Source organism: Bacteroidota bacterium (assembly GCA_016721765.1).
Classification (GTDB): Bacteria; Bacteroidota; Bacteroidia; order UBA4408; family UBA4408; genus UBA4408.
This window is the reverse complement of record JADKHO010000004.1, coordinates 371,578-392,014: the sequence shown is the minus strand read 5'-3', so window position 1 is coordinate 392,014 and position 20,437 is coordinate 371,578. Positions and strand designations below refer to the sequence as shown.

Annotated in this window: 13 protein-coding genes; 4 read left to right on the top strand and 9 right to left on the bottom strand. The window is 37.4% G+C overall.

Features of this window, described 5'->3' with window-relative positions:
* Positions 1 to 124: 124 nt before the first annotated feature.
* Entirely contained in the window at positions 125 to 3,115 is a 2,991-nt protein-coding gene (locus IPP32_15740) for an insulinase family protein (protein MBL0049538.1), read from the bottom strand.
* A gap of 130 nt (positions 3,116 to 3,245) precedes the next feature.
* Between IPP32_15740 and IPP32_15735 the strand changes: the two genes are divergently transcribed.
* Genes IPP32_15735 through ytxJ form a run of 3 tightly spaced genes read left to right on the top strand, consistent with a single transcriptional unit; the run spans position 3,246 to position 8,118 of the window.
* On the top strand, positions 3,246 to 5,846 hold the full coding sequence (locus IPP32_15735; protein MBL0049537.1) for a T9SS type A sorting domain-containing protein: 2,601 nt from the start codon (positions 3,246 to 3,248) through the stop codon (positions 5,844 to 5,846).
* 19 nt (positions 5,847 to 5,865) lie between these two features.
* The gene (locus IPP32_15730; GenBank protein MBL0049536.1) at positions 5,866 to 7,764 is read left to right on the top strand and encodes a DUF4154 domain-containing protein; all 1,899 of its coding nucleotides are present in this window, start codon (positions 5,866 to 5,868) and stop codon (positions 7,762 to 7,764) included.
* Between the two features lie 12 nt (positions 7,765 to 7,776).
* Positions 7,777 to 8,118: a bacillithiol system redox-active protein YtxJ gene (gene ytxJ / locus IPP32_15725; protein ID MBL0049535.1), complete on the top strand. Its 342-nt coding sequence runs from the start codon at positions 7,777 to 7,779 to the stop codon at positions 8,116 to 8,118.
* 1 nt (position 8,119) lies between these two features.
* On the opposite strand, the gene IPP32_15720 is transcribed toward ytxJ, so the two are convergent.
* From IPP32_15720 to IPP32_15700, 5 genes are all read right to left on the bottom strand, one after another.
* Positions 8,120 to 9,859 carry a DNA polymerase III subunit gamma/tau gene (locus IPP32_15720; protein ID MBL0049534.1) on the bottom strand — a complete coding sequence of 580 codons (1,740 nt, stop codon included), beginning with the start codon at positions 9,857 to 9,859 and terminating at the stop codon, positions 8,120 to 8,122.
* Between the two features lie 103 nt (positions 9,860 to 9,962).
* Positions 9,963 to 11,156 carry a hypothetical protein gene (locus IPP32_15715; protein ID MBL0049533.1) on the bottom strand — a complete coding sequence of 398 codons (1,194 nt, stop codon included), beginning with the start codon at positions 11,154 to 11,156 and terminating at the stop codon, positions 9,963 to 9,965.
* A gap of 147 nt (positions 11,157 to 11,303) precedes the next feature.
* Positions 11,304 to 12,881 carry an organic solvent tolerance protein OstA gene (locus IPP32_15710; protein ID MBL0049532.1) on the bottom strand — a complete coding sequence of 526 codons (1,578 nt, stop codon included), beginning with the start codon at positions 12,879 to 12,881 and terminating at the stop codon, positions 11,304 to 11,306.
* A gap of 106 nt (positions 12,882 to 12,987) precedes the next feature.
* Positions 12,988 to 13,278 carry a hypothetical protein gene (locus tag IPP32_15705; GenBank protein ID MBL0049531.1) on the bottom strand — a complete coding sequence of 97 codons (291 nt, stop codon included), beginning with the start codon at positions 13,276 to 13,278 and terminating at the stop codon, positions 12,988 to 12,990.
* Positions 13,279 to 13,289: 11 nt separating this feature from the next.
* Positions 13,290 to 13,691 (bottom strand): VOC family protein, encoded by a 402-nt coding sequence (locus IPP32_15700; protein ID MBL0049530.1) that lies wholly within the window; start codon positions 13,689 to 13,691, stop codon positions 13,290 to 13,292.
* 780 nt (positions 13,692 to 14,471) lie between these two features.
* Here IPP32_15700 and IPP32_15695 point away from each other — a divergent pair.
* Positions 14,472 to 16,433, top strand: a complete 1,962-nt coding sequence (locus IPP32_15695; GenBank protein ID MBL0049529.1) for a tetratricopeptide repeat protein — start codon at positions 14,472 to 14,474, stop codon at positions 16,431 to 16,433.
* 46 nt (positions 16,434 to 16,479) lie between these two features.
* Here IPP32_15695 and trxB read toward each other — a convergent pair whose 3' ends face one another.
* From trxB to IPP32_15680, 3 genes are all read right to left on the bottom strand, one after another.
* The gene (trxB, locus tag IPP32_15690; protein ID MBL0049528.1) at positions 16,480 to 17,424 is read right to left on the bottom strand and encodes a thioredoxin-disulfide reductase; all 945 of its coding nucleotides are present in this window, start codon (positions 17,422 to 17,424) and stop codon (positions 16,480 to 16,482) included.
* The gene (locus tag IPP32_15685) at positions 17,421 to 18,014 is read right to left on the bottom strand and encodes an AAA family ATPase (protein ID MBL0049527.1); all 594 of its coding nucleotides are present in this window, start codon (positions 18,012 to 18,014) and stop codon (positions 17,421 to 17,423) included. Before IPP32_15685 ends, trxB begins: the two co-directional genes overlap by 4 nt.
* Positions 18,015 to 18,085: 71 nt before the next feature.
* Entirely contained in the window at positions 18,086 to 20,413 is a 2,328-nt protein-coding gene (locus tag IPP32_15680; protein MBL0049526.1) for a carboxypeptidase-like regulatory domain-containing protein, read from the bottom strand.
* Positions 20,414 to 20,437: the final 24 nt, after the last annotated feature.

Here is a 20,437-nt window from a genome sequence, read left to right as displayed (position 1 = left end):
TATTTTAAAATTTGTGTCTTTCAATAGTAGCGCAAAAGTATGTTTTTAAAAGGAACCAAAAAGTGAAATAATTCAGGAATTGGTAATTCTTAACAAGCTTTAATCTTGGCCTGTTATACTAAATTTAATATCCAAAAACATCTTTCAAATTAAGAAACTCCACTTTTCCGTATCTGTTCAATGTTTTCATATCTAACACTTTTTTATCGCCCAAAACCATTCGCGTATATTTTTTTCCTTTCACATGTTGTTTGCTAAAAGCTTCTAAATCAGCGAAAGTGATAGCAGGTATTTGTAGAAACACATCGCTGCGGATATCATAATCCAGCCCTAGTTTTCGGGCTCGTTCAAAGTTAAATAGCACCGCTTCTTTGGTAATGCGCTCGGTTCTAATTTTTTGAATTACAGCGGTTTTAGAACCTTCAAACAGATTTTCGGAATGCGGAATGTTGTTCATCAAATCGTCCATTCCTGCCATAGCTTCAGGTAATTTATCGGCTTGTGTACCAATATAGCTGCTAACATAGTGGGCACGATTTGCATAAGTTGGATTGCCAAAGGAAGCATATACCCCATAAGCTAAAGCTTTTGATTCACGCATGGTTTGGAATACGATGCTACCCATTCCACCACCAAAATATTCGTTGAATAAAGCGATTTTTGCAGCATTGTTTTTGGAATAAGTTTCTCCTTTACTCAGCGATAATATTTCGGCTTGTTTCATGTCGTAATTCACCACATAAATTTTATCCGCAGTTGTTTCAAGTTCAGGAAATTCAGTAGCTGTAGGGACATCCTTTAACAGTTCAGGCGTTTTATGTTGTGCATTTAAAATGCTTACTAAATTATCGGTTGCTTCCGGACCGAAATACAACACACGGTGCTGATAGCCTGTGAGTGATTTAATAATGGATATTAATTCTGCAGGTTTTAAAGCTCTAAGCTCTTTCTCCGAAAGGATATTCGTGTAGGGAGATTTTGCACCATACTTGGCATAATTGCGCATGGCACGTTGAAGAATTTCATCTTTAGAGAGTTTTGCATCCGCTCTTTTTTTCAATGCATCTTCAATCAATTCAGATAAGGCCGTTTTATTAGGTTGAGCATCGCTAAGCAAGCTTTCAAAAAGAATGGTAGCTTTTTCAAAATTTTCGGCGAGCCCATTCAAGCTAACATAAATTTGCTCCTCCGAATTGTAAACTTCAAAACGGCAACCCAATTTATAAAACGCTTCTTGAACCTCAGAAGGGCTTAATTTAGAGGTCCCGAGGTAATTTAAATAGTCGATAGCAATACCAGCTTTTTTATCGTTATTGGTACCCATATCAAGAATGTAATACATACTGAACGTGTTGTTCTCAGTGTTTTTCTTATAGAAGAGCGGAATATTATTTTTCAAGTTTACTTCCTGAATGTCTTTTTTATAATCTAAAAATACGGGTTCAATTGCAGGTACTTTTGCATTAACAATTGATTTAAGAAATTCGGATTGTGCGTTTCGGTTCACTTCTACCGGAGTAATAATGGGCTTCACTACTTTTTGAATGGAAGTATCTTCTCCGGTATGCTTGTATACCAACACATAATTATTTTGAAGGTTCTTATTCGCGAATTCTACAAGCTGTTGTTTTGTAATTTTTTCAAATCGTCCTATTTCATCAACTTTTCTTTGGTAATCAATATTCGCGGTAAATGCATCAAGCAAATCATCGGCCCTTCCTCTGTTTGCGCCATACGATTTAGTCAGTGCCACTTTTAAATCAGTCACAATTGCAGCTAAAATCCAATCGGGAAAATCAGCTTTTTTAAGTCGCTCAATTTGTTCTAACATTAAGGTTTTGGTTTGTTCCAGTGTTTGGCCTTCTTTTGGAGAAGCTCCTAATATTAAAGTAGAATAATCATTTAATAAGTAAGGAAACGAATACGCCTCAAGCACCTTTTGCTGTTGGTTTAAGTATAAATCAAATAATCCGGCAGTACCGTTGTAAATGATTTTACTTAGAAACTTTACCATATCTGCATCAGAAGTTTCTACACCTCCAAATCGATATCCAATAGCTAGTGATTCGGCATCAGGCCCCAAAACTTGCACAATTCGTGGTTCAGCGATTGGCTCTTCCACAGCCACCTTATATGCCGGCACTGCTTTATAAGGCAAAGAACCAAACTTGGAATCAATCATTTTAATTGCTTCGTCCGGGTTAAAATCACCGGATAAAATAAGCGCCATGTTGTTGGGCACATAATACGTATTGTAATAATCTTTAATTTTTAAAAGGGATGGATTTTTTAAATGCTCAATTGTACCAATGGTAGTTTGACTTCCGTAAGTGTGCTTTTTAAAAAGGTTCGAAAACATCGCTTCAAATAGTTTATTATCATCTGAATCAAGACTTCTATTTTTTTCTTCATACACCGCTTCCAATTCGGTATGGAAAATGCGCAGCACCGGATGGCGGAATCGTTCCGACTCCAGCGAAAGCCAGTTCTCGAGTTGATTGCTAGGAATATCATTTACATAAACGGTTTGTTCAAAACTGGTGAATGCATTATTACCTTTAGAACCCAGCGCTGAAATCATTTTATCGTATTCATTTGCAATAGAAAATTTCGCCGCCACCCCGCTAATACTATCAATTTGGTGATAGACAGCATTTCGGGTTTTATCGTCTTTTGTATTCCGATATAGTTCATATAACACTTCTATTTTATCTAACTCAGGCTTTTCTTTTGCAAAATCAAGCGTACCATACTTATCTGTGCCTTTAAATAACATGTGTTCAAGGTAATGCGCCAAACCGGTAGCATCGGCAGGGTCATTTTTGCTTCCTGCTTTTGTGGCGATGTAGGTTTGGATGCGTGGAGCATCTTTATAGACTGTCATATACACTTTAAAGCCATTATCGAGTGTATAAACTCTGGCATTTAGCGGGTCATTTTTAAAAGTTTGATAGGAGTATACTTTGGGAACATCCTTTGGAGCTTCAATAACTGTTTGAGCAGCTGCTGTTGACACTGATGAAGCAGGTGCATTACTCGTTTTAGTGCTTTTGCAAGAAGTTACCAGTGTGCCGCAAAGCAATAGGATAGTGAGTAGTTTTACGTGTATTCTCATAAATTTTATCGTTGGCTTTTGAAGGCGAAAGTATTGAAAACTAGTGGTCAAACCAATAAATATTCCAATCAATAAAAATTTATACATTTGAATTGACATAAGCCATTGCATTTACATAAAATTAATTCGAATGAAAAAAAGTTTACTCTTACTGTTATGTTTCTTCCTAATAAGTTTTGCAAGCGAAGCCCAAACAACTAAAGTCAAAAAAGTTGTTTTTCAAGGATTTTGGTGGGACTATTGGAATTCAAATTACCCCAATGGTTGGAGTAATTATTTAACCGAATTGGCACCTCGCTTAAAAGCAATGGGAGTGGACGCAATCTGGATTCCACCAGCTTATAAAAATACGTCACCCGGTTATGTGGGTTATGCACCTTTTGATCAATATGATTTGGGCGATAAGTACCAGAAAGGTTCCTTGAAAACCCGCATGGGAAATAAGGATGAACTCCTTCGTTTAATTGCGGTGATGCATGCAAATGGAATTGAAGTTATTGAGGATGTAGTATTGAATCACAACAACAATGCAGGAACAACCAGCGGTGCCGGCGGTAAGGATCCGGAAGCCAATTATTCCATGAAGAATGAAGGGGGCTATAAAAATTTTAGATATGTTTCCTATACCAGGCCATCTATAAATGAAAGTCAAAATGACTATTGGACACGAAATGGTAGATGGCCTAAAAATTACACGAACTTTTATCCCAATAAAAATAATAACTGCAGTACCGGAGATATTTGTTCTAATTTTTTCGGTCCTGATATTTCTTATGAATCAACAGCAACCGGACAAAGCAGCAATATACCTAAAACAGGGTCGGTTACCGTTGGAACCGTAAGTCGCAGTTACGTTAATCCTGCTCAAGTAAGTAATTATATGCGTGATAATGCGCGCAACTGGCTCATGTGGATGAAAAAGCAAACAGGAGTAGATGGCTGGCGATGGGATGCTGTGAAGCACTTTCCTACTTATGCGCAAGAGGATTTAATTTACAATACTAAATATATGCTACCCGGATTTGCGCAAGGCGGAGAAGCCATGTTTAATGTTGGCGAGTATGTTGGAGGAAAAACTGAAATTGATAACTATGTAACCAGCGTTCGAAGTGGTAATGAAGAGCACACAGGCACTTTCGATTTTAGCCTGAGAGGTTATGGCCCCAATGGCGGATTATATAGCATGGTGTTAGGGCAAGGCAATTATAACATGCAAAACTTACCGGGTGAGCAACAGCTAAAGCGCTATTACGATTATGCTGCTCAACGGGTGCATCGCACTGTTCCGTTTGTTAATAGTCATGATACCTATCGACCAGTATTGGATGCATCCGGCAATTATTCAAAACCATTAGGAGATGCAAGTGGTTGGAATGTAGGGAGTGAATTGGGCGGAAATGGTGGGCACATAGATCCACGGGAACCTCGCTTTTATGCTGCTTACGCTACAATTTTTTCTATGGATGGAAATCCAATTGTTTTTTTCGAGGATGTTTTTGATATTGGTACTACAGGCAAGCGTTTTTCGCACCTTCCGAGTAGTGTGTCTGATTTGCCGGTGCGAGAAGATATTGTAAATATTATTGAAGCACATCAAAAATTGCAATTTAAAAATGGAGATTATGCCGTACCCACAGCTTTAACAGGGGCTCAAGCTCCTTACTATGCAAAAGGCGGAACCGGGGATCATATTGTTTTTGAAAGAAAAGGAAAAGCAATAATTGGAGTTACTGACCGATATGCTTCAGCAGTTGATAATTCGAACGATGAAGAAGTTTGGGTGTCTGTTGGCGATGCCAGTTGGTATAATACCGATTTAATAGATTACAGCGGCGCTCACGGATTGACAACTACACACGTTTATGCAGATGGAAGAGTGCTAATTAAAACAGCACCTGCAGGACATAACATCTCATCAGCTAAAGGACATGGTTATTCCATTTGGGCGCCTGTACCAAACGGGATGAATTTTAGCAGCATAAACGACATCTATAATTATCTCGCATCTTATTCTCCCTCACGCACTCCAATTACAACACAAGAATGGGAAATGGCGGATGATTTGGGTGATAGTCATATTAATTCGCTGAAACAAGGTGGCCGATTGCCTGCCAATAGTGCCGCACAGCGCACAGCAGGTAGAATTTATGCTGCGGCTAACCAAACGGTTACCTATAAAGTTTTTCCGGAAGTAAATGGCACTGCTCAAAATATTAGTTTATATAACTCCAGTGGAACGCTTGTTTCTCAGATAAGTGGGACATCTTCTGCTGCTTTACCACTTACCGGAAACTATACTCCCGGCGCGGATGGTTGGCTAACGATAAAGGTAAAACACGCAAATACTACTACCGCTGCGCAGCGTGTTTGGGTAAATGTGAGCTACGTTTCGCCAGCAATTGTGAATACCAGAACAGCACCAGGCAACCTCAAAAGTTTGAATTTTAATTTTGAACAGGAAAGTCCAATAGAAGAAGTTGCGGCACTTAAAGTATACCCTAATCCAAGTAATGGATTTGTATATTTTGCTTTTCAAAATTTAGTTGAAACCGATTTACTAAAATTACGTTTGTATGACTTAAGCGGGCGTGAAGTATTATTTATTGAATCGAATTTGGAAGAATTGGAAAGTAGGTTCAATACAGAATATGCATTAATGAAATCCGGAATTTATCTTTTGCATGTTGAATCACCTTTACTGAACCAAAAGATAAAATTAATGAAGCTGTGATGCTTGACTTTATTTACTTATGAAACCAACAAATTGGATTGCCTTATGCGGTATTTTTATTCTTACACTTTTTCGTGTACATGGGGCCGTCGACCGCGACTCAAAGGTGAAGGCCAGTTTAATTTTCAAATTTGCCCATACCATTGAATGGAAGAATCCTAAGGAATTAACTGATTTCAGAATTGGTATTTTGGGAGCAAACGATAATGTGGTGAATGAGTTAAAGCGCATCACAAATCGCAAGCGAGAAGGAAAGTTTCTTATTTCAGTAATCGTTTTTAGAAGTATTGCAGAGGTAACTCAAACCGAAGTATTATTTGTTGACCATGCCAAATTCAAAAACTTCGCACTTTCTGATTTGAAAGGACATACACTTTTAATTACCGATAATAACCTTGACATGAATCGCACCATGCTTGCGTTTATTGAAGGAAATAAGAAACTGAACTTTGAAATAAATAAGGAGAATCTCTTAAATGCCGGACTTAAGCTCACCGGAGGTTTTGTTGGATTGGCTAAGAAAACAATTCGCATTACGGATGACAATATGGATGATTTTGATTTGGAGGAAGAAACCGGTTCAGTGGAAGTTCCGGTGGTAACCGTAACCGAACCTGTTGCAAGTACTCAAGAACCTTCTGCTTCTAGCACAGCGGCTTCACGTAAGAGTAGCAGAGCCGAAAAGAAGGAAGCTCAAAAAAATGCATCTGCTTCTCAAGCAGAATTTTTAAAACGCGAAGCTGATATCAAAAAAAAGGAGGTAGAGATTAACTCCCAAATGGATCAAGTGCTTAATCAAAAACAAAAATTGGATCAACAATTAAAGTCTGAAACACTTACCACTGAAGAAAAAATAAAACTGCAGGAGGTAAAAATTGATTTAACAAAACAAGAATACGGATTGCGTGAGAATGTAGTAAACAATAAAAAGAAGGAGTATGAAAATTTGCAAGCCGAGTTAGAAAAACTGAACACCAAATACCTCACTGTTATAAAGGAGCTAAATCTTCAAAAGGTATTAAACATCATGATTGTGGCCATGATTGGTTTTATTATTGTGGCCTTATTTATTGTGTATCGTAACTACCGCAGCAAGCTCGCAGCAAATGTTTTGCTCGAATCACAAAAAGTGGAAATATCAGCGCAAAAGCGCATTATTGAAGAAAAGAATCATGAAGTATTAGACAGTATCAATTATTCCAAACGTATACAAGCTGCTATACTTCCGGATATGCATGAAATTGAGAAGAACCTAAGCGACTTTTTTATTTTATACAAACCCAAGGATATTGTAAGCGGTGATTTTTATTATTTTAATACCGCTAATAACGATGTTTTTATTGCTGCTGCAGATTGCACCGGACATGGTGTTCCCGGCGCATTTATGAGTTTGGTTGGATTTAAAGAATCAAAAATAGCCAATGCTCAATTTAGCACACCGGGTTTAATTTTAAAAGCCTTAAATAATGGAGTGAAGGAAACACTTAAACAAACCAACGAGGAAGCCACCGGCGATGGGATTGATATTGGCTTAATTCGATTGCGCGGCAACCAACTAGCTTATTCAGGCGCCAACCGACCGTTGTGGATTATTAAAAAGAATTCGTTTAGTATTATTGAAGTGAAGGCTACCAAGAGTGCTATTGGTGGCTTTACCAAAAGCAACCAGGAATTTGAAGAACATACTATTGATTTGGAAAAGGGGGATTGTGTGTATTTATTTTCGGATGGATATGCCGATCAGTTTGGCGGTGATAAAAACAAAAAGCTCACTACTAAACGGTTTAAAGACTTTTTGGTGACGGTTAAAAGCCATCCCATGAAGGACCAGCGAAAAGAACTTGAAAATTTTGTAGAAAAATGGCGCGGACCCAATGAACAAGTAGACGACATTTTGGTTATTGGAATACGTATCTGATTTTTACTATTTATGAAATGGAATGAACTCACGCAACCTGAACATTTGGTTGCCCTAGATGAAGTATCTAAAAATGAAAAAGTATTTATTTTTAAACACAGCACCAGATGCAGTATAAGTACCGCCGCATTAAACCGAATTGAACGGAAGTGGAGTGAAAGCGATACTAGCCTTGTTAAACCTTATTTTTTAGATTTACTTGCCTTTAGGAAAATTTCTAATGAAATTGCTGATCGTTATAATATTGAGCATGAATCCCCTCAACTCTTAGTAATTGAAAATGGGAAATGCACTTTTGTGGATGCTCATTTTGATATCAGTTACGATGCACTGATGCAAAATATAAGCGCTTAATTTAAACTTCTAAATCTAACTGTTTCCTAAGTGTTTCGATGGCAGGATTAATAGCCAACATGTGCTTGAATTTTTCCACATTGGTATAAGGCCGTTTTTCGGATTCATTTTTATTGATCGTAGTGCTCAACTGAATTTCCATATTGTTCAGTTCCCTGCGCAAATGCCCAAGTAATTCAAGCTTCTCGCGGTTCACTTCCTCTTCTTGTACCTTATTGTCGAGCGTGAATTCAAGCTGAAAGTTATCTTTTTTCTGAGGCTTATGGGAAGTGAGTGTACTGTAAAAATTAAGCTTACCGAGTGCATTCATTTTATCGGCAAACTTTTTCCAACTCAGTTCTAATTGCTCTTGGGTGAATTCAGCTTTCGGGCTTTCGGACTTTACGCTTACAACTGTTTCTGATCCTGTTTTACTTGCTTCCTCCGGTTTAGCTTTTGTAAAACTGTTGATGGAGAAGCTTGGAATTGCAGGTGCTTGCTTTGGTTTAACTTCTATATTTTGAGCAGGTATAGCAAGATTTTCCGGTTTTGGTTCAGATACACTTGATGCATTTATAGGAAGCGGAGAAATGGCAGGCGATGCAAGTTTAGGAACTGAACTTTGTTCTATACTGTCATTTTTTTTTTCAGCCACTTGGCTGTTTTTTAATAATTGAACGGTACACATCTGCATCAAACTAAGCTCAACAAGCAGGCGTTGGTTTTTGCTTACCTTGTATTTGTAGTCGGCAGTATTCAGTGTATTCAAACCATTTATTAAAAAATGGAGGCTACATTTTTTACTTTGCTCTTTGTATTTTTCGCGAATGTTATTTCCTACTTCAAGTAGCTGTAACGTAGTGTTATCCTGACTTACCAATAAATTACGATAGTGTTCTGCAAGTCCATTTATAAAATTATGGCCATCAAAACCATTATTGAGTACTTCATTAAAAAGCAATAAACATTCAGAAATATTTTCTTCTAAAATAAAATCAGTTACTTTAAAATAATAATCATAATCCAATATATTGAGGTTGTCAATTACAGCTTTATAGGTAATTGAATTTCCTGCAAAACTTACAATTTGATCAAACATACTTAGCGCATCACGCAAAGCACCATCAGCCTTTTGCGCAATAATATGTAAGCCATCCATTTCAGCACTAATGTTTTCGCTTTGGGCAATAAAAGCAAGGTGTTTAGCAATGTCATCAATTTGAATTCGATTAAAATCAAAAATCTGGCACCGTGATAAAATAGTTGGAATTATCTTGTGCTTTTCGGTTGTGGCTAAAATAAAAATAGCATGCGCTGGTGGCTCTTCCAAGGTTTTTAAAAACGCATTGAATGCAGCTGTACTCAACATGTGCACCTCATCAATGATATACACTTTATATTGACCTAATTGAGGAGCAAATCGAACCTGATCCACCAAACTACGAATGTCGTCAACTGAGTTGTTGGAGGCAGCATCTAACTCATGCACATTCATCGACTGCCCGTTGTTAAAAGATACACAGCTTTCACATTGGTCGCAAGCTTCGGTTGCAGCGGTTGGTTTAAAGCAGTTGATGGTTTTCGCTAAAATACGTGCGCAAGTAGTTTTCCCAACACCCCGTGGACCGCAAAATAAAAATGCTTGAGCTAAATGCTTATTTTTAATGGCATTTTGTAAGGTACTCGTAATGTGCATTTGCCCTACTACCGTGTGAAAGGTAGCTGGACGATACTTACGGGCCGATACAATGAAATTATCCATTAAACAATAAAAATTTTGAAAATTGAACTGCCTAAACAGTCCTGCAAATATAAATTAAAAGCGCTTAGCTAAAAACGGATTTAGACTTTTGTTGAAAAGTGTTTTAGTCTTGCTCGAAAAAGTTCACTGAGCCACCCACCCAGGTTTTATTCATGTTATATTTTACACCAATCATTTCTCCCTTACTGAGTCGAGCCAAGTTAATTACAAGGGTAGGACGGGCATCATTTTTTTTCCAAATATACAGCATACGAATCTCAGATTTTACTTTGCCATCAGGCGATTCAATAGTAGGTTCGTATTGGACTTTACGTTGCAAAATGAAATTTTCTTTATCGGTCACTTTTTCAATGTCTTCTTTTTTTACATTAAAAATTACACCCGATCCGGAGAAAGAAAAAAGCGGTTTCAAAACATAATTTTCGAGGTCGTTCGGAATTACTTTTAATTCGTGTAAAAAGGTACACTCCGGTACAAATTCACTTTTTAAAAAAGGCATGATGTATTTGCTGATTCTAAAAAACCAATTGGGATGTCCTGCCCATTCAACATCCACCTCATCAGTCATTTTAAAATAGTAGGTTAAATCGGTACGTTGCACTAACTCATCAAAAATAATGCGGTTGTAAATGCGGTGAATAGGGGTTTTTACACCTTCTCTCAAATAAAAAAGTTTGCGGCCTTCCTTAATTATTTTGGTTAAACACACTGCCTTGATTCCCAATTTGTCTTCAGTGCACATAAAATCAATGGCCGTATTTTGTTTCTCCGGTTCTACTTCCAGCAAAATAACATTTTCAGGTTTATGTGCTCCTACAAAGGCTTCTCGAAGTATTTCAAGGTAAGTTTCAGAAGTTAATCCTCCAAAATAGGGAGAAAAATTATCGGGAATATCAAAATGCTGACGGTATTTTTTAGATACAAATTCTTCGTAGCCATATAAGCTGGGAAAGCCTTGTAGCTCGATGAGTTGAGGAGTTAATTCGCCTTTCTCATCTTTGCATACTGCAAAATCTATAGCCAAACAAAGTGTATGCGCATCTTCTCCGGGAACATTTAAATGAGCAGGAACTGCTTTATCGGTAAGGCTTTTAAAATCATCTCTACAAATAAAATCAATCATGCTGTCGCATGCCTTAATAAGCTTGTGCTTTAATGCTTTGGGAACAAATACAGGCGTTTCGGCTATCCTAAAGGGAATAGTATAGTTGTAGGAAGTATTTAAATCGTTTAAAAATGCCTGATATTTTTCTTCACTAAAAGAGGCATTGTAGCGTTTGCGAGCGGATTCAACCATTTACTGCGAATGTTTAAGTTAAGTTAAAGAAATTCCTTACGGGTGGATGCTAAGCTAAAATTAATTTTAAATATATACTAAATTCCTATTACCTGTTTAATTAGGAAAATAAAAATTATGCTGAACTTGCAGAGTTGAAGACGGGTTTTATTCGAAAATGGCGTACCTACTAATCGGACGCATGGCACCCCACCAATGAAAATCGCGCAACAGCAAATCTTTTGGACTTAATTCTTGGATAGGATACATTGTGGCATCCGGTTTTGTTATGAAGGTAATTCGATCTACTTTATTTTCTTTTATAAGTATTATCATGCTGCTGCAATCGGTTTTGTTAACACCAATCATAGCCTCTTTGTCTTTGGCATAATAAATCGTTTGGCCATTCCCTAAAACATTAATCCTGCGCAACTGATTGTCGCCAAATATGCCCTTCATGTTCTTTCCGCGAATTTGGTTGAAGCGCAACGAATCTTCCTGAGACACCATAAATGCGTTGTTCCTCATATCCAAGCTTTTTAATTTGCCATCATAGGTGTGAATGTGAATACTGTCGCTGGTGAGTTGGTTTTTATCGGACCATAAAACAGGATCTTTAAACATGCGCATGGTTGAATCTTTGTAAGTAAAAACTAAAGAATCGCATTTTCCCTGCATATCGGTTTTGAAAAATTTTACCTTATGATAAGCCAGCAAAACCCGCTTCGATTCTTCTTTTTTTGCAACGGTATTGTCCGATTTGAGATTGCTTTTTTCTTTCTTCTTTTTTTCCTTGATCTCCGGCTTCTTACCACTGGCGGCCAATGCCAGCGCACTATCTGTTGTAGCACGCAGCAAATCGGCATGTAAAAAAAGTGAATCTTTATCATAAATCTGAATCAGCAATGCTTTGCCTGTAACGATTGAATTGTCTTCACTTTCAAAGTACTCACCCAAATTTCCTGTTATAATTATATTTTCAGAAGTGTCGCGTATTTCGATGTTGCGCAATGCCTTTCCATAACCGGTGTTACGGTTATAATACAAACTATCCCCTTTGATTTGCTGTTTTGGATTGCTAAGTCGAGCATTCTTATTAAACTGAGCAATGTTCTTCTTGGTGTCGTACCAACCGTTTTCGCAGTAAATGGTGTTTTCTTTACTGATGATTTGAGTGGGAGAAAGAAAATAGGCTATTTCAGAAAGGGTATTGTATTTCAAGGTATCACAATAAACTGTATACTGTGGATTAACCAAGACCACATTTTTCTTAAAATAAAAATCCTTGCTTTTGGCATAGTAATATCCGCTTTCACTGGTTAAGGTATTTTCCTTATTTACAATCTTACCATTACCGGTATAGTTTGCCAAATCAGCGTTTAAATCATAATTCAAAAAATTGGAGGTGAGGGTAATATCCTTGTCTATTAAACGTACCTCTCGCGTTAGTTCCGCTTTTTTGGTATTGCCATTGTATTTTAAAAATTGCCCATACAAATTAAGGGTATCACCTTGTTGAATGTGCACATTCCCATAAGCATCAAGTGCATTATCGGGATACAAGTAGGCACTGTCGCAATACATAATTGCATTGTCGTGCTTAAATGAAACATTGCCCAGTAAGCGTTTTGCATTTCCTTTTTTTTCGTCGTATTCCAATGAATTTGCATTGAGCAATTCAATACGGGTTTGCGCCTGCGCCAACAAGGGGAGAAGTGAAATAAAAAAAACAAGCGTTCGGTTCAAAGCATGAGTTTAGTGAGCGCGGCAAAGCTAATAAAAAAGTGTAAGCCTATTTTTACGACCGGCAAACATTCGCAGGGTTATGCCTTTTCTTGGGAATTATTATGAATTATTTCTTAAAGCTTAATCCGGCTTGTTTTAAAGCCTCTCTTAATTTAATCATTGCCGATGGACCCATTCCATGGAGGTTCTTAATAGTACTTTCAGTGCAGGTAGCCAATTGTTTAAGTGTACTTATTTTTGCATGCTCGAGTGCCCTTCTGGCGGGGGCTGAGAGCGCTGTTTGAAATCCACTTAATGGTTTTCGATTGGCTTCACAAATAGGGCAAGTAGGGCAATTGCTGCTTTTGGAATAACGGTGACCCTTACTGCAGATTTTTAACTTTTTTGTTGAATCCATTAAAGCCAAAATTATTTTGAATCATAAGCTTCCAATACTTCATCTACTGCTTCCCAAATTTCGATTTTATTTTCTTCCAAATCATATATCCAACCAAAATTACCGTATTCGGTATAGTCTCTTTTAGTATCTACTTTCACACCATCTGCAATTAATTTATCTAAAAATGCATCCAAATTTTGCACTCTAAAATTGAACATAAAGGGTTTTTTACTGGGTGCAAAGTAAGTCGACTTTGCTGTAAAAATGCTAAAAGCTGTACTGCCAATTTTAGTAGGATTTTCACGCTCTCGCCACTTAAAAGTATGATAGGTATTGCTTCCAAAAGCGGTACCCAAATGGGTATCGTACCACGCTGTTAGCGCTTTGGGATTTTTGCTTTTAAAGAACACACCTCCAAAACCATTTACCACATAGTTATTGGCATTGCTTGAAACGTAATCTGATAATTCGGATTTATTTTTAGTATTGGTATAAACCTGACAAAATTTAATTTTTTCATTTTCCGTGATTATTTTCCAGGCCACTGAAGCGCTCCATAAGGAATTGACAAGATTTGAATTTAAATTTTTAATTGTACCGCTAGCGATACCAAAAACTCCAATAGTGTTGCTGTGATGAACTTGGTTTTCAATATCGAATTTATAATCCGGACATTCCTCAAATAAAACTTTCCATGCAGCAATACTATTGGGGATTCCGTTTACTGCATCCTTTTCAGCATAACAAAAAGTATGGTCTGCGGTCAGTAATTCGGCCATTTCTGTGAAGTTTTGAGTATTGATGGCTTGCACAAATTGTATGATGAGTTCGGTATTCATGATAAATTTTTGAAGAGTAAAGATATAAATTGCTCGATGGGTAAAAGGATTATTTCCATTTTTTGTGTTGTATTCAAATTAAAATTTGGCGCTACTTTCAGTGCCCCATTAATTTCTATATTTGATTTTATAAACTACCTATTAACCAAGTATCTGCTGGTATTTTTTACTTTACTATTTCAGCTTATTCCTGCTGAAGGGGAGACACAGAATTTATTAGTAATTAATTCATTGCAAAGATCACATTCCCAATCAAATCAAGCAGCTATTGCTAAGTTGTAGGATGCCTCATGTAGTTGTTTTGTTTTGAGAGGTTTAGCTGTTCAGATTTAATTTTTCTTCTAATTTTGGTAACCGTTAAGAAAAAATGCTATGAAGAAATCATACTTCTTACTGCTGTTTGTTGGCTTGATTTTTACTACAGCCTCTTTCGCCCAAAAGGATAGTCGACAAGCTAAAGTTGATTCCCTGCTCAACAGCTTATCAAAAGCAAAGGAAGATAGCAATAAGGTGGACCTTTTTTTTACCCTCTCCACAACATTTCGAAGATTAGATTTTGATAAGTCTATTGATTTTGGAACGCAAGGCTTGCAACTTGCCCAAAAATTAAACGATAGAAACCGCATTTCTCAAGCCTATTATCTATTGGGAAATACCAATTTATTTGCCGCCAACTATTCGTCTGCTTTGCGCTTTCTTAATGAAGCGCTTAAGCTGGAGCAAGAAAAAGGTGATGTGGAGGGTATAGCCACAGTATATACAAACATCGGCAATGCCTACCTTCCACTATCCAATTACCCCAAAGCGCTTGAATCCTTTTTAAATGCATTAACCTTATTTGAGAAAAATGGAAATAAAAATGGACAGGCCAATTGTCTGAATAATATTTCAAATGTTTATTACACACAATCCGATTTTTTAAAAGCCTTAGATTATTCAAAACGCGCGCTGATTATATACAAGGCAATTGATAAAAGAAATGGCATAGCACTAATTGTAGGCAACATTGGCGACATACATGCACAATTGGGTCAGTTGGATAAAGCGCTTCCCTATTTTTTGGAATCATTAAAACAATATACTGAGTTGGGCGACAGCACAGGGATTGAGCGTAATTTGGCAAATCTTTCTTCCTTGTATTTAAGAAAAGGGGATTATTCTAAAGCAAGCGATTATATTTTTTCGGCATTAACTATTTCCAAATTAAATAACTATGAGTATGAAAAAGGGCTTGGCTTTATAGCTGCCGGAGAAATTTATTTAGGGATAGCAAAGGATAGTAGTTCCAATCCTACCATACCTTTTAATTTGACCTCAGCTAAAGCCCTCGAAACTGCAAAAAAATATATTGATAGTGCAATCGTTTTGGTAGATCAGGTAGGCGATTTGGAGTCGCTTTCGAATGCATATAACCATCTTAGTGAAATACTGCACTTACGTGGAGATTATAAGAATGCATATGCCGCACAACAAAAATTTAAACAGTTAAACGATTCCGTTTTTAATATCGAAAGAGACAAAAAAATTACGCAATCGGCTATGCAGTATGATTTTGATAAAAAGGAAGCTGCAGCGAAAGCAGAACAGGAAAAGAGGGACATCCGCAACCGGAACATCCGAAACTCAATATTGGCAGGGCTTATTGGAACAATGGTTTTTTTAGTTGTGGTATACCGTCAACGCAATAAAATTAAAGCCGGAAAAAAATTGAGCGATGAATTATTGTTGAACATACTTCCCGAAGAAGTGGCAGAGGAACTCAAAGCTAAAGGCTCTGCAGAAGCAAAGCTTATAGACGAGGTTACTGTTTTATTTACCGATTTTAAGGGATTTACAACTATGTCGGAAAAGTTGAGCCCGAAGGAATTGGTGAAAGATATTCATGAATGTTTTTCAGCGTTTGATAAAATTATTGAAAAACATGGCATCGAAAAAATAAAAACCATTGGTGATGCCTACATGGCCGCAGGAGGGATTCCCACACCTAATACAACACACGCGCAGGATGTGGTTAACGCAGCACTCGAAATTCGACAATTTATTGAAGAAGGCAAAGCATTAAAGATTGCAAAGGGTTTACCTTATTTCGAAATTCGAATTGGTGTGCACACCGGTTCGGTGGTTGCAGGAATAGTTGGCTTGAAAAAATTCGCTTACGATATTTGGGGCGATACGGTTAACACTGCAAGCCGCATGGAAAGCAGCGGAGAAGTGGGTAAAGTGAACATCAGTGGAACTACTTATGCCTTAGTCAAGGATATGTTTAACTGCACGCATCGTGGAAAAATTGCTGCAAAGAATAAGGGAGAAATAGATATGTACTTTGTGGCATAAAAAAGCCCCGGCATTGGTACCGAGGCTTCTAAATTTTTGCTTAATATCAATGTATCCCTTTTGCCGACAAATAGCGTTCGGCATCTAATGCAGCCATGCAGCCACTTCCTGCAGCTGTTACCGCTTGGCGATAAATTTTATCTTGTGCATCGCCTGCTGCAAAAACACCATCTATATTTGTTTTGCTGGAACCCGGAATCGTTTTGATGTAGCCGGTTTCATCCATGTCAATAAATTGCTTAAAGATGGCAGTATTGGGCTCATGTCCAATAGCAACAAAAAAGCCGGTTACGTCAAGTGTCCGTTTTTCCTTGGTTTTTGCATTTACAACAATAGCACCTGTCACTGCATTGTCGCCAATAATTTCTTCGGTTTCATGATTGTAGAGTACTTCTATGTTGGCAGTATTTAATACTCGATGTTGCATTGCTTTACTGGCGCGCATTTCATCTCTTCTAACAATCATGTATACTTTTTTACACAACTTTGCCAAATAAGTAGCTTCCTCAGCGGCAGTATCGCCGGCGCCAACAATAGCCACATCTTGGTTTTTAAAAAAGAATCCATCACACACTGCACATGCGCTTACACCAAAGCCATTGTATTTTTTTTCGGAATCCAATCCCAGCCATTTGGCTGATGCTCCTGTAGCAATAATGACTGCATCGGCAGTGATCGTTGTTTTTTCATCAATCACCACTTGATGGGGATGTACTGAAAAATCAACAGAAGTTGCCAATCCCCATCTGATATCTGTACCAAAGCGCATGGCTTGGGCTTTAAAGTCGGCCATCATTTCCGGACCTTGAGTTCCTTTGGGATAGCCCGGATAATTTTCAACTTCAGTGGTAATAGTTAATTGCCCACCCGGCTGAAGTCCCTCATACATCACAGGTTTCATATCTGCTCTTGCTGCGTAAATAGCAGCTGTGTATCCTGCAGGTCCTGATCCTATTATCAGGCATTTTACATGTTCATTAGTTGTACTCATTTTTGATTGTGCTGATTAATTGTGTTGAGTATAAAATCAACTCGTTTGTTTACTTCCATCATTGGGATGTTTAGGGTTTGATATCCCAATTGTTGGTAGGTGCTTTCAATTAAATTGTGAATTTGTTCGGCATTTGAAAAATCCTCCTTGCGCTCATTGTCTATCAAATAAATTTCTTTCCAAGGTGGAGTTAAAAATACCAATTGATTGTAATGGTTTACTTGTGCAGCTTTAATATAGTTGGGTGGTATGGGTAAATTATCCTTAATTAAATACGCCAACACATCCACAATACCACGATCATAAAAGTGAATGTTTTCATCCAGCAATTGGCTGTGTTGCTGCAAACGTTGTTCAAAAACAAGTCCGCTAAATGCAGCTAAATCCTTCCAAGGCAAAATTGTCCCGCCTTTTTCAAGTTGGTCTTTGATGATGCTTCTAGAAATTTCATGTATGCTCTTGAAATTGCGGTTTTCAAGTTCGTGAATGATGGAGGTTTTTCCAAAACCCGGTCCCCCAGAAATAATATAGCGCAAATTATTTTTCCGCGCTTCAATAATGGTATTGTCTGGAAGAGTTAAGCTCTGCAATGGGTTGAGGTTATAAAATTAGAGCCCGCGAAATTAATCAAATTAACAGAATCCTTGTATAAAAATGCAATTTAAAAAACGAGGTTCAATCCCAAACTCGGTAAAAAAGGCAATTGATTCACACGCTGGTTCGTAATACGGTCTTGATAAAAAATATTTTTTCGATTGTATAAATTCGTCACTCCGGCATTTGCTTCCAACGTTGCATTCTCGCTAATTTCAAATTTACGTTTTACGGTTACATCCAGTCGGTGATAATAAGGTAAACGACCTGTGTTTGTAGGTTCAAGTAAAAAGGATAAATCGCCATTTTCGGTAGTATAATCAGTATTTACACCGTCTTGAAAATTGAGTTTTTCATAAAAACCGGTTGTTTTGTAAAACGGAAATCCGGAACCCATATTCCATCGTGCATCTAACTCCCAATGCAAACCTTTACCAAATGTGTAGGTACCCACTAAATTTACATTGTGTCTTCTATCAAAATGGGGTTGATAAGCATAAATACCATCCCAACGATTTACAAAAGTAAGAGAGTAAACTGCCCATAAATAGATTCGTTTGTGTTCATATTTCAATGAAATATCCACTCCTTTTGCATCGCCTGATTCTACTATAAAATCCTTTTTCTGCAAATCCGGTCTGCCACTATTTGCGGCATCGTCATCAAAAATTTTGTTTTTATTAATATTGGTAAGCTGTCCGAAATATTTGTAGTACCCTTCAATATTTAAAGTGGTGCTCTTATTTAAGTCTCCTTCGAATCCGAGTATCGCATGATTGGCCCGTTGTAGACTGTTTTTAACGGATTTAGTTTTCCCATTTTGTTGTGTAAAATCCGATTGTAAATTATCAGGACTGGATAAGAATCCATAAAACAAATTCACCACATCACGGTCGGAGGAAGCGCTCATTAAATTTTGACTATAGATTCCACCCGCGAATTTGATGCGAAAATTATCGGCAACATTAAGTTTCATTCCTAAACGGGGTTCGGGCGAAAACACACGTAATGAAGCGTAATAATGCAAACGCACACTAGGCTCAATTAATAATTTACCAAGAACTACTTTTGAACGTATAAAACCTCCAATTTCGGTAGTATTATCAGCCTGTTCGAGCTTACGGTTTAAGGAATTAAAGAAGATAAAATTGGTTTTGTATCCTAATATTTCAACGCCATAATTCAACTCATTTTTGCCTCGGTAATAAGTAAAATCGAGCCCAAGGTTAAATCCATTAATATCGCTTTGGCGCGGTTGACCATCCGCTTCAGAAAGCGAAATGCCATATTTTGAATAAGCAAAATTTCCTTTCACCAATACCGAAGAATTGTTTGGAATCAACACAAAATTACTGCCTGCACCTGATTCACTCCAATGCAAATCGCTTACTTGACGGTAATTTACATTGTCATTAAAATTAAATCCAAATACATTAAACTTACTTCCATTGCTTCCATTAATGGAAACCTTTCCGTATAAATCGGTAAAACGGTAGGGAAGGCCATTACTATCTATATAAGAATAAAGCGACTTAGAAGTCTGATTTAGGTATGAATTCTTTATAGAAACGATATAGGAAGAACTTCCACCATTTTCAGTTTGCTTTACAATTGGTCCTTCAAGTAATGCTTTTGCTCCAAAGGTGGTAGCTGAAACTTTTCCGGAGATGCGTTTTTTATTTCCATCACGGGTGGTGATGTCCATAATTGAAGATACTCTACCGCCGTATTGCGCTCCAAATCCTCCGGTGTAAACATCTGCATTACGAATTATATCTGCATCAAAAACAGAAAATAAACCGATAGAGTGAAACGGATTATATACAATCATTCCGTCCATCAATACTTTGTTTTGAATAGGTGAACCCCCGCGTATATACAATTGCCCTCCTTGATCACCGGTAAAAATTACACCGGGAATTACCTGCAAATACTGCGCTAAATCCGGCTCACCACCAACCGATGGAAGCTGTTTAATTTCTTTGGCAGTAATTTTAGTAACCGAAGTTCTTACTTGGGAAACCGCTTCTTGCTTTTCAGCAGATATAACTACATCCCGCAATCTTACCGACGATTTTGCAAGAAAAAGTTTTTTAGTAATGATTTCGTTTCCTTTTACTTCCACCGGTAGCTTTAAGGTGTCGCATCCAATGTAAGTAACAGTAAGCGTAAAGTTTCCTGGCGGTACTTTTGTAATTGAAAAGTAACCATTTACATCCGTTGTTGCGCCAATACTGGTTCCCAACAAATATACATTCGTAAAAATAACAGGTTCACCGGTACCTTTTTCATACACAAATCCACGAATGTTAGCAGATTGAGCAAACACAGTTTGGACAGAAAAAGAAAGAGTAACGGCAAGAACTAGAAGAAAAAGGGGTTTATTTTTCCACATAAAAATTTTTTATAGCGGGCAAAG

What these genes read in the sequence shown, in the direction of transcription:
- IPP32_15740 (MBL0049538.1), bottom strand. Translation starts at nt 3,115, where the DNA reads ATGAGAATACACGTAAAACTACTCACTATCCTATTGCTTTGCGGCACA.
- IPP32_15735 (MBL0049537.1), top strand. Translation starts at nt 3,246, where the DNA reads ATGAAAAAAAGTTTACTCTTACTGTTATGTTTCTTCCTAATAAGTTTT.
- IPP32_15730 (MBL0049536.1), top strand. Translation starts at nt 5,866, where the DNA reads ATGAAACCAACAAATTGGATTGCCTTATGCGGTATTTTTATTCTTACA.
- ytxJ (MBL0049535.1), top strand. Translation starts at nt 7,777, where the DNA reads ATGAAATGGAATGAACTCACGCAACCTGAACATTTGGTTGCCCTAGAT.
- IPP32_15720 (MBL0049534.1), bottom strand. Translation starts at nt 9,859, where the DNA reads ATGGATAATTTCATTGTATCGGCCCGTAAGTATCGTCCAGCTACCTTT.
- IPP32_15715 (MBL0049533.1), bottom strand. Translation starts at nt 11,156, where the DNA reads ATGGTTGAATCCGCTCGCAAACGCTACAATGCCTCTTTTAGTGAAGAA.
- IPP32_15705 (MBL0049531.1), bottom strand. Translation starts at nt 13,278, where the DNA reads ATGGATTCAACAAAAAAGTTAAAAATCTGCAGTAAGGGTCACCGTTAT.
- IPP32_15695 (MBL0049529.1), top strand. Translation starts at nt 14,472, where the DNA reads ATGAAGAAATCATACTTCTTACTGCTGTTTGTTGGCTTGATTTTTACT.
- trxB (MBL0049528.1), bottom strand. Translation starts at nt 17,424, where the DNA reads ATGAGTACAACTAATGAACATGTAAAATGCCTGATAATAGGATCAGGA.
- IPP32_15680 (MBL0049526.1), bottom strand. Translation starts at nt 20,413, where the DNA reads ATGTGGAAAAATAAACCCCTTTTTCTTCTAGTTCTTGCCGTTACTCTT.